Origin of the sequence: Pseudarthrobacter sp. CCNWLW207, from assembly GCF_037203945.1 — a bacterium.
Classification (GTDB): domain Bacteria; phylum Actinomycetota; class Actinomycetes; order Actinomycetales; family Micrococcaceae; genus Arthrobacter.
Genome location: NZ_JBBCBS010000003.1, coordinates 38,789 through 58,125, shown reverse-complemented (window position 1 = coordinate 58,125; position 19,337 = coordinate 38,789). Strand labels below are relative to the sequence as shown.

General features: G+C 65.9%; 19 protein-coding genes, 1 tRNA gene and 1 pseudogene. 4 read left to right on the top strand and 17 right to left on the bottom strand.

Annotated elements, in window-relative coordinates; all coding sequences use genetic code 11:
* Positions 1-82: 82 nt before the first annotated feature.
* Positions 83-1,189, bottom strand: a complete 1,107-nt coding sequence (locus V9L17_RS05950; protein WP_337350825.1) for a winged helix DNA-binding domain-containing protein — start codon at positions 1,187-1,189, stop codon at positions 83-85.
* A 115-nt stretch (positions 1,190-1,304) separates the two neighbouring features.
* Between V9L17_RS05950 and V9L17_RS05945 the strand changes: the two genes are divergently transcribed.
* Positions 1,305-1,817 (top strand): hypothetical protein, encoded by a 513-nt coding sequence (locus V9L17_RS05945; RefSeq protein WP_337350824.1) that lies wholly within the window; start codon positions 1,305-1,307, stop codon positions 1,815-1,817.
* Here V9L17_RS05945 and V9L17_RS05940 read toward each other — a convergent pair.
* The 4 genes from V9L17_RS05940 to V9L17_RS05925 all read right to left on the bottom strand — a co-directional run bounded on the left by V9L17_RS05940 (position 1,798) and on the right by V9L17_RS05925 (position 5,084).
* Positions 1,798-2,865, bottom strand: coding sequence for a UDP-N-acetylmuramate dehydrogenase (locus tag V9L17_RS05940; RefSeq protein ID WP_337350823.1), 1,068 nt, complete (start codon positions 2,863-2,865; stop codon positions 1,798-1,800). The genes V9L17_RS05945 and V9L17_RS05940 overlap by 20 nt on opposite strands.
* A 25-nt stretch (positions 2,866-2,890) precedes the next feature.
* Positions 2,891-4,111: an MFS transporter gene (locus V9L17_RS05935; RefSeq protein WP_443198010.1), complete on the bottom strand. Its 1,221-nt coding sequence runs from the start codon at positions 4,109-4,111 to the stop codon at positions 2,891-2,893.
* A 71-nt stretch (positions 4,112-4,182) separates the two neighbouring features.
* Complete coding sequence (locus V9L17_RS05930; RefSeq protein WP_337350822.1) at positions 4,183-4,620, bottom strand: MaoC family dehydratase; 438 nt, start codon at positions 4,618-4,620, stop codon at positions 4,183-4,185.
* A 2-nt stretch (positions 4,621-4,622) separates the two neighbouring features.
* Positions 4,623-5,084, bottom strand: coding sequence for an FAS1-like dehydratase domain-containing protein (locus V9L17_RS05925; RefSeq protein WP_337350821.1), 462 nt, complete (start codon positions 5,082-5,084; stop codon positions 4,623-4,625).
* 133 nt (positions 5,085-5,217) lie between these two features.
* Between V9L17_RS05925 and V9L17_RS05920 the strand changes: the two genes are divergently transcribed.
* The gene (locus V9L17_RS05920; RefSeq protein ID WP_337346822.1) at positions 5,218-5,598 is read left to right on the top strand and encodes an ArsR/SmtB family transcription factor; all 381 of its coding nucleotides are present in this window, start codon (positions 5,218-5,220) and stop codon (positions 5,596-5,598) included.
* Positions 5,595-7,268, top strand: a complete 1,674-nt coding sequence (locus V9L17_RS05915; RefSeq protein WP_337350820.1) for a SulP family inorganic anion transporter — start codon at positions 5,595-5,597, stop codon at positions 7,266-7,268. The genes V9L17_RS05920 and V9L17_RS05915 overlap by 4 nt, the downstream gene beginning before the upstream one ends.
* Here V9L17_RS05915 and V9L17_RS05910 read toward each other — a convergent pair.
* From V9L17_RS05910 to V9L17_RS05875, 8 genes are all read right to left on the bottom strand, one after another.
* The gene (locus V9L17_RS05910; RefSeq protein ID WP_337350819.1) at positions 7,256-7,480 is read right to left on the bottom strand and encodes a DUF3188 domain-containing protein; all 225 of its coding nucleotides are present in this window, start codon (positions 7,478-7,480) and stop codon (positions 7,256-7,258) included. The two genes, V9L17_RS05915 and V9L17_RS05910, sit on opposite strands and share 13 nt — an antisense overlap.
* A 22-nt stretch (positions 7,481-7,502) precedes the next feature.
* Entirely contained in the window at positions 7,503-8,444 is a 942-nt protein-coding gene (locus tag V9L17_RS05905) for a DUF2797 domain-containing protein (protein WP_337350818.1), read from the bottom strand.
* Positions 8,445-8,470: 26 nt separating this feature from the next.
* Positions 8,471-9,334 (bottom strand): HpcH/HpaI aldolase/citrate lyase family protein, encoded by an 864-nt coding sequence (locus V9L17_RS05900; protein ID WP_337350817.1) that lies wholly within the window; start codon positions 9,332-9,334, stop codon positions 8,471-8,473.
* 161 nt (positions 9,335-9,495) lie between these two features.
* Complete coding sequence (locus V9L17_RS05895) at positions 9,496-10,464, bottom strand: aldo/keto reductase (RefSeq protein ID WP_337350816.1); 969 nt, start codon at positions 10,462-10,464, stop codon at positions 9,496-9,498.
* 81 nt (positions 10,465-10,545) lie between these two features.
* On the bottom strand, positions 10,546-12,258 hold the full coding sequence (locus V9L17_RS05890) for a glycoside hydrolase family 13 protein (protein WP_337350815.1): 1,713 nt from the start codon (positions 12,256-12,258) through the stop codon (positions 10,546-10,548).
* Positions 12,259-12,315: 57 nt separating this feature from the next.
* A complete protein-coding gene (locus V9L17_RS05885) occupies positions 12,316-13,215 on the bottom strand; it encodes a carbohydrate ABC transporter permease (protein WP_337350814.1) in 900 nt (299 codons plus the stop codon).
* Positions 13,215-14,159: a carbohydrate ABC transporter permease gene (locus V9L17_RS05880; protein WP_337350813.1), complete on the bottom strand. Its 945-nt coding sequence runs from the start codon at positions 14,157-14,159 to the stop codon at positions 13,215-13,217. The genes V9L17_RS05885 and V9L17_RS05880 overlap by 1 nt, the downstream gene beginning before the upstream one ends.
* 26 nt (positions 14,160-14,185) lie before the next feature.
* The gene (locus V9L17_RS05875; RefSeq protein WP_337350812.1) at positions 14,186-15,487 is read right to left on the bottom strand and encodes an ABC transporter substrate-binding protein; all 1,302 of its coding nucleotides are present in this window, start codon (positions 15,485-15,487) and stop codon (positions 14,186-14,188) included.
* Between the two features lie 222 nt (positions 15,488-15,709).
* Here V9L17_RS05875 and V9L17_RS05870 point away from each other — a divergent pair, with 222 nt between their 5' ends.
* The gene (locus V9L17_RS05870) at positions 15,710-16,951 is read left to right on the top strand and encodes an ROK family transcriptional regulator (RefSeq protein ID WP_337350811.1); all 1,242 of its coding nucleotides are present in this window, start codon (positions 15,710-15,712) and stop codon (positions 16,949-16,951) included.
* Here the strand turns inward: V9L17_RS05870 and V9L17_RS05865 are convergent.
* From V9L17_RS05865 to V9L17_RS05850, 4 genes and pseudogenes are all read right to left on the bottom strand, one after another.
* On the bottom strand, positions 16,948-17,604 hold the full coding sequence (locus V9L17_RS05865; RefSeq protein ID WP_337350810.1) for an SDR family oxidoreductase: 657 nt from the start codon (positions 17,602-17,604) through the stop codon (positions 16,948-16,950). The two genes, V9L17_RS05870 and V9L17_RS05865, sit on opposite strands and share 4 nt — an antisense overlap.
* Before the next feature lie 35 nt (positions 17,605-17,639).
* Positions 17,640-18,197 carry a dihydrofolate reductase family protein gene (locus V9L17_RS05860; RefSeq protein ID WP_337350809.1) on the bottom strand — a complete coding sequence of 186 codons (558 nt, stop codon included), beginning with the start codon at positions 18,195-18,197 and terminating at the stop codon, positions 17,640-17,642.
* A 128-nt stretch (positions 18,198-18,325) separates the two neighbouring features.
* Positions 18,326-19,099: pseudogene (gene yidC, locus V9L17_RS05855) on the bottom strand (membrane protein insertase YidC); the annotation flags it as partial.
* Positions 19,100-19,237: 138 nt separating this feature from the next.
* Positions 19,238-19,311, bottom strand: a tRNA-Met gene (locus tag V9L17_RS05850).
* Between the last annotated feature and the right edge of the window lie 26 nt (positions 19,312-19,337).

The following is a 19,337-nucleotide window of genomic DNA, read 5'->3' as shown; positions in this document are numbered from 1 at the left end:
CGCTTCCTTCCAGGACACGCAATCGGTCCGGGGATGCCTGAATTCAGGTGTCCCCGGGCCGATTCCGTGTCCTCTGCGCGCTTCAGTGCTCCAGGAAGCTGACGTACCTTTCGACGGCCCTCGTGAAGGCGGCCTGCGCGCCGGCACCGAGCGGCCGGGTTTCGTCAAAGAGTTCAGGTACGACGGCGGCGCTCCTGTTGGTCCCGGCCCGAGCCCACGTGCCGATCACCTCTCCCCCGGCCACGATGGTCTTCTTAAACACGCCGTTGCCGCCCGGGACGATCTTATTCGCGTGCTCCGGCGCCAAGACCAGGCTCCGGTCCTGGTAACCCAGGAGAAACTCGTCAAAGCCGGGCAGCAGGAGGACGGACCGCTGTCCAGGCACGCCGTCGTCAAGCAGCGCGGCTGTTTCCGGTGACATCCAGTAGCTGGTATCGCCGAATTCCACCTCGACCAGCTTCGCGCGAACCTGCTCAAACGCGGGCCGCACGTCAGTCAGGGGGATCTGCGTCCACCATGCGAAGTCACGGACGGTGGCTGGACCGTGGCTGCGGAAATAGCGCAGCGCAAACTCGGCGATTCCCTCCTGCCGCTCCAGCTCCCGAGACTCCGGGATCCACTCATCGAAAGCCACCAGCAGCTGCTGGTTTCCGGCCAGCGGACCCTGCACAAGCCAGCCGTGGCGGCACAGCGTCCCAAGGATGTGGATCCCCCGCTGGCCAGTGGTGGGCTGCCCTGCCGCCTCAAACACTGCGAAGAGTTCAGTCCTACTCAGGGAACCGCCTCCCGCGACGCGTTCCAGGGCAACGTCGCGGCATTTCTCGATGTCGGCCCAGGTGATGTCAAGCTCCCGGTGCCTGCCGGCGATGCTGCGCGTGAGCCGATCGGCGGTGAGGCCCAGCATCCAGCGCAGGTCCTCAGGTGCCACCAGGTGAAGCGTTCCCCGCATGGGCCAGGAACGAACCACAGAGCCCTCGTCCAGGGCTGCCCGGACGTCCGCCAGTCCGGAGCCCGGTACACGGCAGCCGACAGCCCACAGCGCCGCCTGAAAGTCCTGGGCCTGGGAGGCCGTCATCCAGCGGACAGCCTCCGGGACCGAGCCCAGGCCGGGCCCCAGCAGTCCTTGGGACGCCAGCCGGAGCCGGCCCAGGAGCTTGCGGCCTACACGTTTCGATGCCGTTCCTGCCATGACCTCATCCTAGGTTGTTGACGAACTCCCCAACATGGTTGAAAACCTGGGCCTGGGCCGCCAGGTGGGGCAGCAATGGTCCTCGCCCCTATGGCGTGGCCGCTAGGGTAGAACCATGACTTTGGGGAGTTTGTGGCAGTTGTTCGCGCGCGAAACAAAAGGATGGATGGTGGGAGGGACCGTTTCGGTCCTCGCCGGTGTGGCGGTGGGACTGCCTGCAGTCACCGGGTTCCTGGCACACGGGGAATCAGAACTTTCGCTGCTGCTGTCCTCCTTGGCGTTCAGCCTCGGTGGCGGCTACGCCGTCCTGTTTCCCGGTATTCGCGTGGGCCACAGTACCCTCCGCATTCTCCGCGACTGGAAGCAGCACCCCCTGAGCGGGAAGGTCCTCTGGATCCTGTCCCACGCCGTTGCGGTCACCGGCCTCGTGACCTGCATCCTTGCCGGCGGTGGAAACCCGTCGCTCCCAGGGCTCCTGATCTGGCTGTTTATGGGCCCCTACCTCGCCCTGACCGGCTGGGCCACAGCCGTGCTCGGCATGGCGGCGAACGTCCGGCTCGCTGACAGTGAAGCTGGCCAGCGCGACGCCGCTGCGCGGGCGGCCGGGGCTAAAGCGACAGACCGATAAGCAGCGGTTCGGGGTGCAGCTCAATGCCAAAGCGTTCGACGACGCCGGCCCGCACCTCGCGTGCGACGGCCACCATGTCCGCGGCGCTGGCGGAGCCGCGGTTGGTGATGGCCAGCGTGTGCTTGGTGGAAAGCGAGGCCCGTCCGCCGGTCACACTGCCTTCCTCCAGCCCGTAGCCTTTTCCAAAGCCCGCGTGGTCGATGAGCCAGGCCGCGGACAATTTCACCAGGCCGTCGGACCCGGCCGGGTACCGCGGCGCAGAATCGGGCAGCCGTGCGGCCATGTCCGCCGGGACGATCGGGTTGGTAAAGAACGAGCCGGTGGAATAGGTATCGCGGTCTGCGGAGTCCAGCACCATGCCCTTGGAGGCGCGCAGTCGGAGCACCTCCCGGCGGACATCGTTGGAATAGGCACGTTTGCCGGGCTCCACGCCCAGGGAACGGGCAAGCTCGGCGTACCGGATAGGGGCGCTCATCCGGCCCAGCGGCAGCTGGAACTCGACCGTCAGCACCACGTAGCGGGGCGACCCGTCCACGGTGGTCTGCTTGAGGATTGAATCGCGGTACCCGAACTTCAGTTCCGAGTTGGTGAACGTCTGCACAGCGTTCCGGGTCCGGTCCCAGGTCCGCACGGCGGCGATGGTCTGTGAAACGTCCGAGCCATAGGCCCCCACGTTCTGGACAGGCGTGGCACCGGTGGCACCGGGAATCCCGGCGAGGGCTTCGATCCCGGACCAGGCGTGCAGCACAGCGTGTTCCACGAGGGCGTCCCAGTTGTGGCCGGCCTGCACCACCACAGCGACGCCGCCGCAGGAGTCTTCGGCGTTCACGGTGAAACCCTCCGAAGCGATCCTGACCACGGTTCCGGGGAACCCGTCGTCGGAAATCAGGAGGTTGGAGCCGCCCCCGATGATGAGGACCTGCTCCCCGGCGGCGTCTGCCGTCCGGACGGCGTCGATGATCTCGGCCTCGGTCCGGGCCTGAACAAATTTGCCGGCGGGACCTCCGACGGCGGCCGTGGTCAGGGCGGAGAGCATTGTCTGGGTCACCCATCAACCCTAACGCAGGCGATGCCTACGGAACTTTGCCGGCCACCGGGGAGAGCAGGAAGCTCACCACCAGCATGACCATCACGGCCAGCAGCGAGTGCAGGATGCCCACGTGCTCGGCGAGCAGGCCCAGCAGCGGCGGCCCGCACAGGAACGCGCCGTAGCCGATGGTGGAAACGACCGAGACCCGGGCGGCTGCCTTGGCGGGGTCGTCAGCGGCGGCGGACATGCCCACCGGGAAGCCCAGCGATGCGCCGAGCCCCCAGATGGCCAGGGCGACAAAGGCAATCCATGGGACCGGGGCGAACACAAACAGCCCGAGTCCAAATACGGCCAGCGCCGCGCACCAGCGCATCACCGGGACGCGGCCAAAGCGGTCCAGGACCAGGGTCCCGGCGAACCGCCCAACGGTCATGAAAGTAACGAAGAGACCATAGCCTGCGGCGCCGGCGGCGTCCGTCTGGCCGTGGCCGTCCGCGAGGGCCAGGGCAACCCAGTCGCCCGCGGCGCCCTCGGCAAGTGCCAGTCCCAGGACCATCACGCCCAGGAGAAGGGTGCGCCGGTCCCGCCAGGCCTGGGCGATCCTGCGCTTGTTGTCCAACGGGGCTTCGGCGGACTCGGCCTGAGTCCCACCGGGCGTGATGATCGGGATCGGCCCCGTGGACGGATCCTCGAAGTTATCGGGTACATATGCCCGCTGCCCCGCCACGGGGGTAACGTCCGCGCGGAACCATCCCGCCGCCGTCGTCACCGAAACAGCCACCACGACGCCGGCCGCCGCCAGGTGCCAGAACACCGGGAGCGAGGCGGCAGCAGCCCAGGCTCCGAGTCCGGCACCGGCCACGGTGCCCAGGCTGAAGGCACCGTGGAGCCGGGGCATGATGTGCCGGCCCACGGCACGTTCCACCGCGGCCCCTTCAACGTTGGAGGCGGTGTTCCAACTGGCGGTGCCCAGGCCGATGATGGCCAGGCCCACAGCCACAGCGACAGGGGTGGCAAGCACCGACGTCCCGAATCCTGCGATCACCAGCCCACAGCCCACCATGATGCTGCCGGTCCGGATGGTCCGCTTGGAACCGAGCCGGAGCACAATCAGGCCGGACGCGGAGACCGAAACGAAGGATCCCAGCGTCATGCACAGCAGGAGCAGGCCAATGTTGCCTGGGGTCAGGTCGAGTCCGTCCCGGATTGCCGGAAGCCGCGACACCCAGGACGCGAAAGCCAGGCCGCTGGCCGCGTAGGCCACAACGACGGCGTTGCGCCAGGCGGTGACCTCCGCGGCGGCAGTTGTTGTGGCGGTCAGAGGCTCCTTGGGGTTCAGGAGAGCCTGACCACGGCCTGGGCCTTCATCAGTACCTTCTGGCCAGCCGAGACCACGGTGAGGTCAACGCGGGCGGTGCCGGCATCGGCGTCGAGCTTTCCAATGGCGCCACTGACCTCGATGGTGGCCCCGGGCTCAGCGGTGCCAGTGGTGTCCGCGACCAGGACCGGCTTGGTGAAGCGGGTCTGGAAGTCGACGACGGCGGCGGGGTCCCCTGCCCAGTCAGTCACCAACTGGACCGCGGCACCCATCGTGAACATGCCGTGCGCGATGACGCCGGGAAGTTCCACACCGGTGGCGAACGCTTCGTTCCAGTGGATGGGGTTGAAGTCGCCGGACGCGCCGGCGTACTTGACCAGGTCCGTGCGGGTGACCTCGACCGTGCGGCTGCCGATTTCCTGGCCAGCCGTAAGTTCGTTGAAGGTGGGGCTCATGGTTATTGTCCCTCTCCGCGGACGAGGATGGATGAGGTGGTGGTGGCAACGCTTTCACGCGATTCGTCTGCGGCGAGGGCGAAGATTTCCTGGCGGGTGGTGATCATGGCACCGCCACCCATGGCACGGACGCCGTCAACGTGCAGTTCCGCCACCAATTGGTCGCCGGCGAAGATGGGGCGATGGTGGGTGAAGCGCTGGTCGGCGTGGACCACCCGGGAAAAATCAATCCCTGACTCCGGATCCTCGATCAGCTGCGCGTCGGCCCGCTGGGCGATGATGATCGCGAACGTCGGCGGGGCCACCAGATCGGTGTGGCCCAGGGCCTTGGCTGCGTCGACGTCGAAGTGGGCTGGATGCGTGGCTTTGACGGCGCGGGCGAACTCGCGGATTTTCTCGCGGCCGACGTCGTATACCTCTGCGGCAGGGTAGCTGCGGCCCTGCAGGTCCGGATTGATAGTCATGCGTTCAAGCCTATCGCTGCCCGGCAGTCGGCGGGGTCTTGCGACGCCCTGATATGATGGATTCATCATTCCATCAAGTCGCTGCGGTTCCTCGTCCCTTGGATTGCCGGCTACTCCACACAAGGAGCCTCCCATGCTGACTCCCGCCCAGGCTCCGCTTTATGAGATCAAAGCCAACCTGTTCAAAGCACTGGCCCACCCGGCCCGGATCCGGATCCTGGAGCTGCTGGCCGCCGCTCCGGAGAACACAGCCGCAGTGAGCTACCTCCTTGCCGAGACCGGCCTGGAGGCCTCCCATCTCTCCCAGCATCTGGCCACGCTGCGCAAGCACAAGGTGGTGACGTCGGCGCGGTCCGCCAACGCCGTGACGTACCGCCTTGCGCACCCGGGAATTTCGAAGCTGCTTGCTGTCGCCCGCACGTTCCTGCTCGACAGCCTCGCTGACTCCAACGAACAACTCCGGCTGGCACAGCAGTTGCCGGATGGCCACCTGTCCGGGGGAAGCGCCCTGTGAGCCACCACCTACGCCTTGGTTCCCGGGGCTTCAGCCGGTTCCTGCCGTCCCGGGCCGACTACACCGGCATCCGGGAGTTCTGGCGGGCGGACCTGCTGGCGGGCATTACCGTGGGCATCGTGGCTTTGCCGCTGGCGCTGGCGTTCGGCGTCAGCTCCGGGGTTGGCGCCGAGGCCGGGCTCATCACGGCGATCGTGGCCGGGCTGGTGGCTGCCGTCATGGGTGGATCCCCGGTCCAGGTGTCAGGGCCCACCGGCGCCATGGTCGTGGTCCTCGCCCCGGTGGTGGCCGTCCATGGCACCGGCAGCGTGGCCCTGCTGTCCCTTATGGCGGGACTGTTGGTCTGCATACTGGGAGTCAGCGGCCTGGGGCGGGCCGTGGCGTTCATCCCATGGCCCGTAGTGGAAGGCTTCACGCTGGGCATTGCCGCCATCATCTTCCTCCAGCAGGTTCCGCTGGCCACCGGTACATCCGGCATCCCTGGCCACAACACCCTGCTGGCCGCGATCGAGGCGGCGTCCGGGGCAGTGGCGCCCACTGTCCTGCTGACACTCGCGCTTGTGGCGGGTGTCGCCGTCGTGATGATCCTGGTGCAGAAGCTGTTCCGGGCCCTTCCGGCGAGCCTGCTCGCGGTGCTCCTGGCGACCACGGCGGCCGAACTCCTGCAGTTGGACATCCCGCGGATCGGTCCCTTGCCGCACTCCCTGCCCTCACCCGCGTTCCCTGGCTTTGATCCGGCCTCGCTGGGCAGCCTGGCCATGCCGGCCGTGGCAATCGCGGTCCTGGCCTCGATCGAATCCCTGCTCTCCGCCCGGGTGGCCGCAGGCATGACGGGGCCGGACGGCGCACCAAGCGGTGCCTATAGCCCGGACCGGGAGCTTACGGGCCAGGGCCTGTCTTCCATCGCCGCGGGACTGTTCGGCGGCATGCCGGCTACCGGAGCCATCGCACGAACTGCCGTCAATGTGAGGGCAGGAGCCAAAACCCGGATGGCCGCTGCGGTCCACGCCGTGGTGCTGTTGGGCATTGTTTACCTGGCGTCCGGGATGGTCAGCCGCATCCCGCTGGCAGCCCTGGGCGGGGTCCTGATGGTTACCGCGGCGCGGATGGTGTCCCGGCGAACCGTTGCCGCAATCCTGCGCTCCACGCGACCGGACGCGGCGGTCTTTGTGCTCACGGCTACCGTCACTGTGGCTTTCGACCTGATCGTTGCGATCCAGATAGGCCTGGCCGCGGCTGCGCTCTTCACCCTGCGGAAGTTCGCATCGCTGAGCAGTGTGCAGCGCGAGGAGATTTCAGGGCCACCAACCGACGGTGATGAGCATATTGCCATCTTCCGGTTGGATGGCGCCATGTTCTTCGGCGCCGCTGAACGCATCCTCCAGGAGATCAGCCAGGTGAAGGACACCCAGGTGGCCATCGTCAGGCTCTCCCAGCTGCGGATGCTCGACGCCACCGGCGCCCACGCCCTCGTGGAAGTCATTTCTGCTTTGGAACTGCGCGGCGTCACGGTTTTGCTCAAGGGGGTCCGGCCTGACCATCTGGCCCTGGTGACCAATGTTGGAGTGATCCGTTCGCTCCGGCACCACAAGCACCTGTTCGAAGACCTCCCGTCGGCAGTGGCGCATGCCCGCGACCACGTGCGCAGGAACGCGGCCTACCGCTTATAGTTCTTCCGGATCGCCTGGCCCCGGACCACGATCCCGGCGACATGCAACAGGAGGCCGATCCCAATCAGCGGCAGGGAGGCGGTGGCCAGGCCCTGGTTTCCGGACGTGTTGCCGATCAGGTTCAGGACGATTCCGACGCCGATCAGCCCCATAGCGGTGAAGACCATGACCTTGTAGGCGGTGGGCGCGGTGTTCCAGAATTCGTTCAGCACCGTCCAAGTCTACCGAGCACGCTTAGAACAACGATTCCTGCACGGCAGGCACGTCCGAGGCGAAGTCCCCCAGGACGATGGTCCGGGCGGCCAGCCGGCCAAGGTTCACCACGAAGGCAGCGTCCGTTCCGTCCAGCCGGGCCAGGGCGTTCGTACCGCTGAGCGCCGCGATACCGAAGCCGTGCCGGCCGTCGTCGAGCGCGTGCGGGTAGGCGTGCCGGGCGGTGGATGCGCAGAGGCCGGCTGCCTGCGCCGGCCGCACCCATTGTTCCTCCACAATGCTGAAACCCTCGACGGCGACGCCGGCCAGCAGAGTGCGGACCGCGGCCGCGTGTCGGGCGTTGATGGCATCCACGCGGGGCACTGGCAGGGGCTGCACGAGGGCCTCCTCCTTGGCCGCGGAACGGACCTGCTGGGTAAGTCCGGCTTCTGCCGATACCCGGTCCTCGAGGATCCTTACGACCCGCCCGTCCTGTGCCCTGGCCACGTATCTGGCCACCACGGCGCCCTGCTCCGCGAGCCGGTTCCATTTCCGCAGGTGGGACGCTGTTCCCACTTTGCTGGTCCCGCCGGCGAAGGTGGCGACGTAGAGCCAGTGCTGCTGCATGAGATAGGTCCGAAGTCCCGCCGGGACGCGGCCGCCACGGTGGAAGTCATGGATGAGCCGGGAGTCGTCCAGCACAAAGCACCGTTCGCATTGCTTGCCCCTGGCCGCAGGAGCGCCGGCCGGGCACGGCACGTGGTCCCGGCGGGACTCCGAGTGGACCTTGTAGTGCCCCAGGCAGTACCTGCCGCCGGCGGTCACGTGGAAGCCCAGCCTGGCACCCGGGTGGAGGCTGACTTCCCTGAAGGCGCCGGTAGGCGGCTGGAGGCGCAGAACCGGGGTGCCGCCGTCGTGCTCGTGTTGGGGAGCCGGTTCCCCGTCCCAAAAGACCCCGTGCACCAGATAGCGGGTATCGGTCACGGGTCTCCTGTAATGGACTGGTGTGGCTAGAGCGCCGGCTGCACGCCGAAGGCTACCGCGAGCTTCATGATCTTCTCGGCGCGGCCCAGGCGGGGCAGGTCCGAGCCGTCCCGGATGACCCGGCCGTTGGCCTCGAAGTCGGACATGAAGTCCGTGGCCCAGGCGACGTCCGACGGCGTGGGGCTGATGACCTCGTTGATGATGGCGGTCTGGTCGATCGCGAGGCAGAGCTTGCCTGTCATGCCCATCATGACGGTGACGGCGGTCTGCTCGCGCAGGATGGGGTGGTTGGTGCCCACGGTGGGTCCGTCGATGGGACCGGGCAGGTTACCGACGCGGCTGGCGACGACCAGCTTGGCGCGGGGGTAGGCCATGGCTTCCTGGGTAGCTGCCATGCCGGTGTCGCGGCGGAAATCGCCGGAGCCGAAGGCGAGGCGGAAAGCGCCCTGTGCCTTGGCGATGTTGTTGGCTTCCTCGATGCCCAGGGCGGATTCCACCAGCGGAATGACCGGCGTCTTGCCGTCCATCCGGTGGAAGCTTTCGGTGACCTGGTCCGCGGATTCGGTCTTTGCGAGCATAACGCCGAGGAGCCCCGGGGTGCCGCGCAGGCCTGCGAGGTCGTCGGCCCAGAACGGGCTGGTGGCATCGTTGATTCGGACCCATGCCTTACCGCCGCCGGAGAGCCAGTCCACCACGTGGCCACGGGCGCGGTCCTTCTGCGACGGGTCCACGGCATCTTCGATGTCGAGGATGATGGAGTCGGCACGCGAGATGGCCGATTGGTCAAAGAGTTCCGTTTTCATGGCATTGACGAGAAGCCACGAACGGGCGATCTCTGCGGGGATATGCCGTTCAGGCCGTACGGTCTCGGTGGCGGTGGTAGACGTCATGTATCTACCGTATCCGCCCGGCCACCGGCTCGCCGCAGAAAACGGCCGGCATGTGAGGATCAATACGAACTAAACCGGATATGACTGGCGCCCGGAGCAACTAGGTAGCACTTGATGTCGTTTTGGGGGCTCAAAACGACATCTGCTGCTACCTAGTTGGGTTAGGGGAGGCTGCTGCCCCGCGCCGTGACCCACAGCCCGTACCACTCGGCGCGGGTCATGGCTTCGGCAACCCGGGCAGCGTCCGCGCAGGCGGCGATCCTTGACGGATTCACGGTGCCTATCACAGGCGCGATCCCGGCTGGGTGCTTCATGAGCCAGCCCAACAGGACCGCCTCCCCCGTGGTGTTGTGCTCCCGTGCCAGCTCCCCCACGAGCTCCGCGGTGGCTGCCTCGGCCGTTGTGGGGTCCTCCGGGCCCGCCCCGGTGTACAGCCCGCGGGCCAGCGCACCATAGGCCTGCAGGGTGATGCCTCTTCTGGTGCAGTACTCCAACGTCCCGTGCGGGAAGCTGTAGTCCAGGTGCTCCGCGTGGTTCACCAGGACGGTACTCTCCAACCAGGCGCGCTTCAGCAGGCTCATCTCCAGCTGGTTAGCCACCACGGGGACTTCCAGCCGGTCTTCCAACGCCTGGATCTGCGCGCCGGACATGTTGGACACGCCAAGCGCACGCACCTTGCCTTCGGCCAGCAACTGCCCGACGGCGGCAGCCACCTCTGCAAGGTCCGTCAGCGGATCGGGGCGGTGCAGCAGGAGCACGTCCACGAAGTCCGTCCGCAGCCTCTTCAGGCTGGCGCCTACCCTCTCCAGGATGGATTCCCTGCTGAGGTCATAATGCCCGGGCAGCCCGCGTTCGCTGAGCCGGATCCCGCACTTGGTCTGCAGCCGGATCCGTTCACGCAAGCCGGGTGTCGCCGCCAGGACGTCACCGAACACGGCTTCGGACTTCCCGCGGCGGTAAATATCGGCGTGGTCGAACAATGTGATCCCGGCAGCAAGGGCTGCGTCGACGGCGGCAGCGGCCTCGTCCACATGAACAGACCCATGGGGTTCGTCGGACCAACTGCCGCCCAGGCCCATGCATCCATAGATGAGTTCCTGCGCGGACGATGGAACGGTGTGTTCAGTCATTGCTTCACTCTTTCACGGGGCGCGGCAAACGCACAGGTGGCGGGGCCCGGCCGGGCCCCGCCACCTGTGGTTGGGGTTATGTCAGCGCAGCCAGGCGGTGCTGTTGGCGCCCAGCTTGCCGTTCTCCAGCGGCGAGCTGCTGACCAGGACAGTTCCTGCAGGGAGTTCGACGGCGGTGTCCCCGAAGTTGGTGACGGACTGCCAGCCGCCGGGCCGACGGAAGTGCAGGACCTCGGGGTTGCCGGTCTCCACCCACTCCAGTTCCTCCGCAGCCTGGAGTTCGCGGCGGAGCTTCAGGGCCGTGCGGTACAGCTCCAGGGTGGAGTTCTCGGTGCCGTCCTGCGCCTCCACCGCGTACTTGCTGAACCAGTCCGGCTGCGGCAGGTGTGATCCACCGTCGCCAAAGCCGAAGGAGGTTCCTTCAACCTTCCAGGGAAGCGGCACGCGGCAGCCGTCACGGCCTACCTCAACACCCTTGTTCCGGAAGAAAGAGGGATCCTGGCGTTCGGCGTCGGGAATTTCCGCCACTTCCTGCAGGCCAAGTTCCTCGCCCTGGTAGAGGTAGGCGGATCCGGGGACCGCCAGCATCAGCAGGGTGGCGGCGCGGGCGCGGCGCTCACCGAGCTCCACGTCAAGCTCTTCCTTGGGGCCGCCGGCCAGCAGCCAGTCCTTACCGTCCTGGCCCTTGGCGTGCTTCTTGCCCGCGGACGCCTTCGGCAGGCCGTAGCGCGTGGCGTGCCGTACGACGTCGTGGTTGGAGAAAACCCAGGTGGACGACGCGCCGGTGGCGGCGGCTTCAGCCAGGTTGTGCGTAATGATTTCGCGGAAGTCCTCGGCGTTGAAGTCGGCCTGGAGCAGGTCGAAGTTGAAGGCCTGGCCCAGGCCTTCCGGGCTGGCGTAGCGGGCGCGGCGGGTAGCGTGCACCCAGGCTTCAGCCACGGCGGTGCGCGGCGGGTTGTATTCGTTGAACACCTCGCGCCACTCGACGTAGATGTCGTGTACGTCGTCGCGGTCCCAGAAGGGGTGCGAGCCGTCGTCGAACCCGTCCGTGCCTGTGTTGGCCGCGCTCAGTTCCAGCTTGGAGAGCAGCGGTTCGGTGAGGTCTTTGGTGAGGGCGTGCGCCACGTCCACGCGGAAGCCGTCCACGCCGCGGTCTGACCAGAAGCGCAGGGTCTTGAGGAAGTCGTCGCGGACCTCGCGGCTGGACCAGTTCAGGTCCGGCTGCTCCTTGGCGAAGATGTGCATGTACCACTGGCCGGGGCTTCCGTCGGGTTCGGTGATGCGTTCCCAGGCCGGTCCGCCGAAGACGGAATCCCAGTCCGACGGCGGGAACTCGCCGTTGGGGCCCTTGCCGTCGCGGAAGATGTAGCGGTCGCGGGCAGCGGAACCCTTCGGCGAGGCGAGCGCCTCCTTGAACCATTCGTGCCGGTTCGAGGAGTGGTTCGGGACGATGTCGGCGATCAGCTTGATGCCCGCGGCGTGCAGCGCCTTGGCCATCTCGTCGAAGTCCGCCAGGGTGCCCAGCTTGGGGTCCACGTCGCGGTAGTCGTCCACGTCGTAGCCGCCGTCCGCCAGGGCCGACGGGTAGAACGGGCTGAGCCACACGGCGTCGATCCCCAGTTGATTGAGGTACGGGACCTTGGCCGTGATGCCCTTGATGTCACCCAGGCCGTCGCCGTTGGAATCGGCGAAGCTGCGCGGGTAGATCTGGTAGACCGCGGCCTGGCGCCACCAGTTGGGATCGGCCAGGCGGTCGGAATCGGACAGGGTTGCCAGAGTGGCAGTGGTGGACAAAGGATGATCCTTTTCTCTTGTTTGGGTTGTTCTTGGTGGCTGGCTTTATTGGTCTGGCTATTTCACGGCCCCGCGCATTACTCCGGACAGTACCCACCGTTGGGCCAGGATGTAAACCACCAGGGTGGGGGCCATGGCCATCAGGTAGGACGCGAATGCGAGGCTGTAGTTGGTGTTGAATTCGCCCTGGAAGAGCATCTGGACCACGGGGAGCGTCTGCAGCGCCGGATCGGCGATCATCATCTGCGGCAGCAGGAAGTCGTTCCACGAACCCAGGAAGGCGAAGATGCCCACGGTGGCGTTCATGGGTGCCAGCAACGGGAAGATGATCTTGCGGAACACCTGCCAGGTGGTGGCGCCGTCCATGCGCGCCGATTCTTCCAACTCCACGGGAATGGAACGGACGAAGGCGATGTAGAGCAGCGCGTTGAACGAGATTCCGCCCAGCACGTGCAGGAAAACGACACCGGCTGGGTTGTCCAGGCCAAGGAGGGCCGTCTGCTTGATCAGGGGCAGGATGATGACCGGGAACGGGATGAACATGGCCGAGAGCAAGTACACAAAGGAGCCCCGGAAGAACCGGTGGTTCCAGTTCCGTGCGATCGCGTAGGCCACCAGCGAGCTGCAGGCCAGCGAGCCCAGCACGCTGAGGACGGTGACGAAGGCCGTGGACATAAAGGCCCGCGGGAAGTTGGTGGCCACGTACGCGGCGGCGAAGTTTTCCCAGTTCATCGGGTTGGGCCAGGCAAGGCCGGTACCCGTGCCGATCTGGTCCGGCGACTTCAGGGCCATGGCCACCGTGAAGTACAGCGGCAGCAGGACCGTCACGGAGGCCACCAGCATGAGGGCAGTGAGCCACCAGTTGACTTTGAAGCCTTCGCGGGCCGACCGGCGGTTCCTGCGGACCGTTGCCTTCGTTGCGGTGGGCGCGGAGCGGGTCAGAGTTGATGAAGTCATTAGAGAGATACCCCCCGGCGCTGGATGAGGCGCAGCTGGATGACGGAGATCAGCAAGGTGATCAGGAAGTAGATGACGGCATTGGCCATCTGGTAGGAGTAGTCGCCGCCCGTGAAGCCGGAGAAGATGCGCATGGCCACTGACTGCGTCGCCATGCCTGGGCCGCCGCCGGTAAGGCCCACGATGATCTCGTACGTGCCCAGGAAACCCTTGAAGCCGAGGATCACATTGATCACCAGGTAACCGAGGATAAGGGGCAGCGTGAGGCTAAGGAACTGGCGGAAGCTGCCAGCCCCGTCCAGGTCAGCGGCTTCATAGACTTCCGAAGGTACGCTCTGGAGGCCGGCGAGGTAGATGATGGTAGCCCCGGGCGCCGCCTGCCACACGGTGACCAGCACGATGGCCAGCCAGGCGAGGTTTTCGTTGGCGAGGATGCTTGTGGCCAGCGGCGTGACGCCGAAACGCTCCGCCAGGACCGGAAGGGTGTTCGAGAACAGGTAGTTGAACACAAAGGACACGATCAGGGCGGAGAGCACCATGGGGATGAAGAACACGGTGCGGATGCCGGTGCGCCACTTGATCTTGGCGTTCAGGCCAAGGGCGATGGCCAGTGCCACGACGTTCACCACCACGGTGGTGGTCAGGGCAAAGACGAACGTGAAGATGTACGACTGCAGGACAGCAGGGTCCTTGAAGATGTTGACGTAGTTGGCCAGCCCGATGAACTTCCAGTCTCCGTAGCCGGCGTAGTTGGTCAGGCTGAAGAACACGCCCACCAGTGCCGGGAGGGTGATGAAGAAGGCGAACAGTGCCAGGACCGGCACCACCATCCAGTAGTAGGTGGGGTCGATCCGGCGTTTGGTCCGGACGGTTGGCGCTTCGGCTGAGGCTGAGTCGGTGCGCGGGGACGGGGCTGCCTCGGCCGCCAGGGAAGTTGTGGTCACGGTGGCTCCTGGGATCGGGGTGGGCATCAGACCGCTGTCCGTTCGGCGACACGGCGCCATTCGTCGTCAAGCGCGGAGAGGAACTGGTCGCCGTTCTTGTTGTAGACAAACGACTGAATGTAGTTGTTTACCGGCACTGAGGGCGGGAAGTACGTGACGGCGCCCTGGAAATAGCGGGCTTCCCTGATGGAGTCGTTGAGTCCGCTGATCTGCGGATTCGTCACTGCCGGGGCGTCCTTGAGCGGGGAGAAGGCGGCGTTCTTCTCGTTGTAGGTGTTCACCACGTCCGGCTCCAGCAAGTACGCGACGAACCGCTGCGCCGCTGCCATGTTCGGGGTGTTCCGCGTAATGGACAGCGCCATATCCACGTTGACCCGTGCCTTGTTCTCCTGCGGGTTGTTGGTGACGGGCAGCGGAAACGTGCCCAGCCGGATCGAAGGATTGGCGGCCACCAGCTGGGACAGGGCCCACGGACCCTGCAGGTACATGGCTGCTTGTCCCTTGGCGAACGCAGCATTGCCGTCGGCGTAGTTCTTGCTGGCGGCGCCACCCTGGGAGTAGGACGCCAGCTGCAGCATTTTGGGCATAGCAGGGCCGAAGTTGTTGGTGAATGATTCCGGGGCGGCCGTGCTGATATTGGCGCCAGTGGCATTGAGTTTCGTGAAGAATTCGGCAACGTCCAGTGAGCCGCCGGCTACGTAGTCGAACATGCCCTGCGCAAGGGTCCAGGGGTCCTTGAAGGTCCCGTAAATCGGGGCGACGCCGGCCGCTTTGAAAGTCTCGCAGGCGGCCACGAATTCGTCCCAGGTGATGGGGACGGCCACGCCGTGGGCCTCGAAGATGTCCCGGTTGTAGATAACTCCGGCGGCAGCAACGGAGAACGGCAGGGCGCTGGTCTCGTTGCCTTTGTACCGGCCCCAGGAGCTGATGAGTTCCTGCATCTCCGGGTTGATGGTGGAGGCTGCGGGGAGGTCGGCGAGGTCGGCGAAGATGCCCTTCTTGACGAAGTCAGCGGTGGCCTGCGCGAAACCGCGGGTCACGACGTCGGGCGGATCGTTCCGCACCAGGCCGGGGACGAAGTTGCCTTCGTTGAAGTCCTGGATCACACGGATGTCCGGGTTCAGCGCTTCGAAGTCCTTGATCACCTGGTTGAAGTAGTCCACCACCTCGGGCTTGTTCTGCATAAAACGCAGGGTGGTGACGCCGTTCTGCTGGCTGGCGCTGGCGGCGCAGCCGGTCAGGGGAAAGATGGCGGCAGCCCCGGCAAGGCCGGCGGCACGGAGAAGGGAACGTCTGCTCAGCAGTGATGCGGGCACGGTGGTGTTCACAGGGCGGCGGCTGACGCGGCGTTGCGGCGGGGCCGGGGCGAGGGCGGGCAGTGCTTCGGGATGCAGTTCACAGTTGCTCCTTTGCAAAAGGCGAAAGTGGAGGGCTGGGAGAGATGCCAGTGGTCGGCGGCCGTCCGGACCGACTGGTTCCAGCTATTTATTTGGAATCTAAATTTAGTTCCTCAAGTATTATGTGGTGGAAAGCACAGAGAGGTCAACACCATGTCGGAAATCTCCGCGGCAACGCCCCAACTGCTGCGGCGCGTGAGCGCTGGAGCAGTCCTGGATTACCTGCGCGCCTCAGAAGCCGTAACGGTCACGGACGTCATGGAAGCCACCGGACTCACGCGCGCCACGGCCATTTCGGTGTGTGAGGACCTCATGGAACGGGGCTGGATCCGGGAGCTGGAGAACCAGCGGGCGTTTGGCGGCTACCAGAAGGGCCGGCCGGCACGGCGGTTCGAACTCAACGAACGCGCCGGCTATGTCCTGGGCATGGACGTAGGCATCCGGAAGGCAACGGTGGTGGTGTCCGACCTCCGCGGGAAGGCGCTTGGCAGGGCCAGCCAGCCGTTCGCGGAAGCGGAAATTTCGGCCGAAGAGCGAATCTCGGTGATCGACCGCGCCGCCATGCTGGCGCTGCACAGCGTTGGCGCCTCCCCCGAATCAGTCCTTGCCGTCTGTGCCGGTATTGCGGCCCCGGTGGACCGCAACGGCGACGTGCTGGTGACACAGCACTTTTGGGGACTGTTCGACGTCGGCCTGAAGGCTGCGCTGCGGGACCGGCGGGGATGGACCGTACTGCTCGAGAACGATGCAAACCTTGCCGCCCTCGGCGACCGCTGGCGGGGCGCCGCGGCCGGCGTCGACGACGTAGTGGTCATCCTCGCCAGTGAGCGCTTCGGCTCCGGGGTGATCGACGGCGGGCGGCTGGTGCATGGCCGCGGCGGAGGCGCCGGCGAGCTCGCCTTCCTGGACATGGTGGAGGGAGTGGGAAACACATTCGGCATCGCCTTCCTGGCCAGGGAATGGGCAACCGACGCCCTCGCCGGGAATGCTGAAACTTCGCTTCGCAAACATGCCGCCGACGGTGCAGAAGCTGCGCACGTTTTCGCTGCCGCCGCCGAAGGCGATGCCGTGGCCCTGAAGATCCTCGAACGACTGGCCGACAGGATGGCCCGGGTGATCGGGGCCGTGGCCACGATCATCAACCCCGAACTGGTGGTCATTGGCGGCGCCGTAGCCAAGTCCGCAGGAGTGCTGCTCGACCCGATCGCCGAACGCCTGAAACAGTACACCGCCACTCCCCCACGCCTGGCGGTCTCCCCGCTGGGCGATTCGATCGTCACCGTGGGCGCTGTACGGTGCGCCCTCGATTACGTGGAGAAGAACACCCTGGACCTGAAGCTTATGGCGCGTGCCTCACCCCACCTGCCACCAGCGTCAGCCACGGCTACAAGCTAGGCCTGCGGCTCCAGCGCGGCAGCAATGGGCAGCGTGCCGTCGCGGAATTCGATGGTCCGCCCCGCGGTTTCAGGCAGGTCCAACACGGCAGCGGCCACACTGGCAGTATTGCTGCGCGAGGTTTCCCTGCCGCCCGACGCTGAGGGGTTGACGTCGATCCGCCCCGTCCCCGGCTTGTCCGTTAGCGTGCCGGGGCCAAGGATGGTCCAGGCCAGCCCGGTTCCCCGCAAGTACTCGTCCGCCGCCGCCTTCGCTTCTGCGTAGGCGAAGAAGCTGTTTTCCGCCGGGACGCCGTGGTCCGGACCCGCGCCCAGGTAGGACACCATCACATACCGTTCGACGCCGGCCTCCGCCGCAGCGTCCATGGACCGGATGGCCGCATCCCGGTCCACAGCGTAAGTCCGCTCGGGATTTCCGCCGCCCGCCCCGGCTGACCAGACCACGGCGTCATGGCCGGCGAGGCACTCGGCGATCGCCGCCGTCGTCGAACTTTCAACATCCAGGACCGACGGCGTTGCCCCCGTTGCCGCCACGTCAGGCGCGTGATCGGGGTTGCGGATGATCGAGGTGACGCTGTGCCCCTCTTCCGTAAGCAGAGCGGACAGGCGGAGGGCCACTTTGCCGTGGCCACCAATGATTGCGATGCGGGTCATGCCCCCATTCTGCCCTCTCTTGAGCCGGCAACACCTCAGGGCAACGTGCGGTAGCGGAGGTAGACCACGCCGTTTCCGAACCTACGCTCTTCAAGGAGTTCCAGCCGCAGGTTCAGCCCGTCCGGCAGGAACCGCTTGCCGCCGCCCACAACCACTGGGTTGAGGAAGACCTGGCATTCGTCCACCAGTCCGGCGTTGAGCGCGGCAGCGGCCAGCGTGGCTCCTCCGATCCCCAGCCTGCCGTCCGTCCCGGCCTTCAGCTCCCGGACCCCGTCGGGGCTGAACGTGGTCTCGATCCTGGTACGGGCTGTGTCAACCGTTGCCAGCGATGTGGAGTAGACAACCTTGTCTGCCGCCCGCCAGATCCGTGCATAATCCTGGATCACCGGCGGATCCTCGGCGCCGCCCATACCCTCCCAGGCTGACATGACCTCGTACATGCGGCGCCCGAACAGGTAGGTGCCGACTTCACGTTCGAGATCGTTGATGAAGGCATGGACTTCCTCGTCCGGGGCGCTCCAGTCGAAGTTGCCCTGGCGGTCTGCGACGTAGCCGTCCAAAGATGCAATTGAGGAATAGATGAGCTGGCCCATTCGCCCATTCTGCGCCTGGCGGCATCACTTGGGTAGGCGCTGGCCTGATGCGGCGCCGCCCGCTGCGGTGAGGGGTGAGCTCTCGGCGCTAAGCCCCGGCCTAAGCGCCGAGAGCTCACCCCTCATTTGATGAAAAACTGTTGCGCCATGGTCCAGAGATTGGTGGTGGTCCAGTAGATCAGCACGCCGATCGGAAAGAAGATGCCACCCACGGCGAAAACAAGCGGCAGGACATAGAGGATCATCTTCTGCTGGCGCACGAGGGGATTGTCCGTGGTCTCGTCAGGCATGTTCCTGGCCAGGGCCCTTCTCTGGGCGATGACCTGTGAGGCAGTCATAGCCAGGATCATCACAAGAGTGAGTGCCGTGACCGCCGCCGGGTCGCCGCTGACATGAAGCACTGACGCTGAGAGCGGTGCCCCGAGAATGCTCGACTCGCCGAACTGCAACACCTGCTCAGGGTTCATTGCTCCGATGCCTTTGGCCTCCCGGGCCGCTGCTGGGATGCCGGCGAGTACTTGGAAGAGCGCGAAGAAGAAGGGCACCTGGATGAGCATCGGCAGGCAAGCGGAGAAGGGGTTGGTCCCATGTTCCTTGTAGAGGGCCATCTGCTCCTGCGCCATCGCCTGCCGGGACAGTTGATCGGTCTTGCCCCTGTACTTGTCCTGCAGCTTCTTCAGTTCCGGCTGCAGGAGCCGCAGCCGGCGCTGGGCGCTGACCTGCCGCAGGAACACGGGAATCAGAGCGGCACGGATAATCAGCACGAGGCCAACGATGGACAAAGTCCACGTCCAACCGCTCACCGCAGGCATGCCGAGAGAGGTCAGGGCGTCGTGGAGTCCAACCATGGTGGCGGAGACAAACCAATTGAACGGAACCATGATTGTTTCAAAGAAGTCCACTGATATCCCCCTCCCCAAGTGCTGCAAAGCTACGGCGAAAAGCCGCGGTTGTCACGGCCTCTCACCGCGGCCGGCATGGCGCCCTGCCGGGAGACAGAAAAACCCCCGGAATCTCGGGGATTCCGGGGGCTTAGCCTGTAGCGGTGGGGAGGCTCGATCTCCCGACCTCACGATTATGAGTCGTGCGCTCTAACCAACTGAGCTACACCGCCACGAATGAGAAAAACCTGCGCCAAGC

Bases quoted from the DNA above. Each gene is read 5' to 3' on its own strand.
- V9L17_RS05950 (WP_337350825.1), bottom strand. From the start codon at position 1,189: ATGGCAGGAACGGCATCGAAACGTGTAGGCCGCAAGCTCCTGGGCCGG.
- V9L17_RS05945 (WP_337350824.1), top strand. From the start codon at position 1,305: ATGACTTTGGGGAGTTTGTGGCAGTTGTTCGCGCGCGAAACAAAAGGA.
- V9L17_RS05930 (WP_337350822.1), bottom strand. From the start codon at position 4,620: ATGAGCCCCACCTTCAACGAACTTACGGCTGGCCAGGAAATCGGCAGC.
- V9L17_RS05925 (WP_337350821.1), bottom strand. From the start codon at position 5,084: ATGACTATCAATCCGGACCTGCAGGGCCGCAGCTACCCTGCCGCAGAG.
- V9L17_RS05920 (WP_337346822.1), top strand. From the start codon at position 5,218: ATGCTGACTCCCGCCCAGGCTCCGCTTTATGAGATCAAAGCCAACCTG.
- V9L17_RS05900 (WP_337350817.1), bottom strand. From the start codon at position 9,334: ATGACGTCTACCACCGCCACCGAGACCGTACGGCCTGAACGGCATATC.
- V9L17_RS05895 (WP_337350816.1), bottom strand. From the start codon at position 10,464: ATGACTGAACACACCGTTCCATCGTCCGCGCAGGAACTCATCTATGGA.
- V9L17_RS05885 (WP_337350814.1), bottom strand. From the start codon at position 13,215: ATGACTTCATCAACTCTGACCCGCTCCGCGCCCACCGCAACGAAGGCA.
- V9L17_RS05870 (WP_337350811.1), top strand. From the start codon at position 15,710: ATGTCGGAAATCTCCGCGGCAACGCCCCAACTGCTGCGGCGCGTGAGC.
- V9L17_RS05865 (WP_337350810.1), bottom strand. From the start codon at position 17,604: ATGACCCGCATCGCAATCATTGGTGGCCACGGCAAAGTGGCCCTCCGC.
- V9L17_RS05860 (WP_337350809.1), bottom strand. From the start codon at position 18,197: ATGGGCCAGCTCATCTATTCCTCAATTGCATCTTTGGACGGCTACGTC.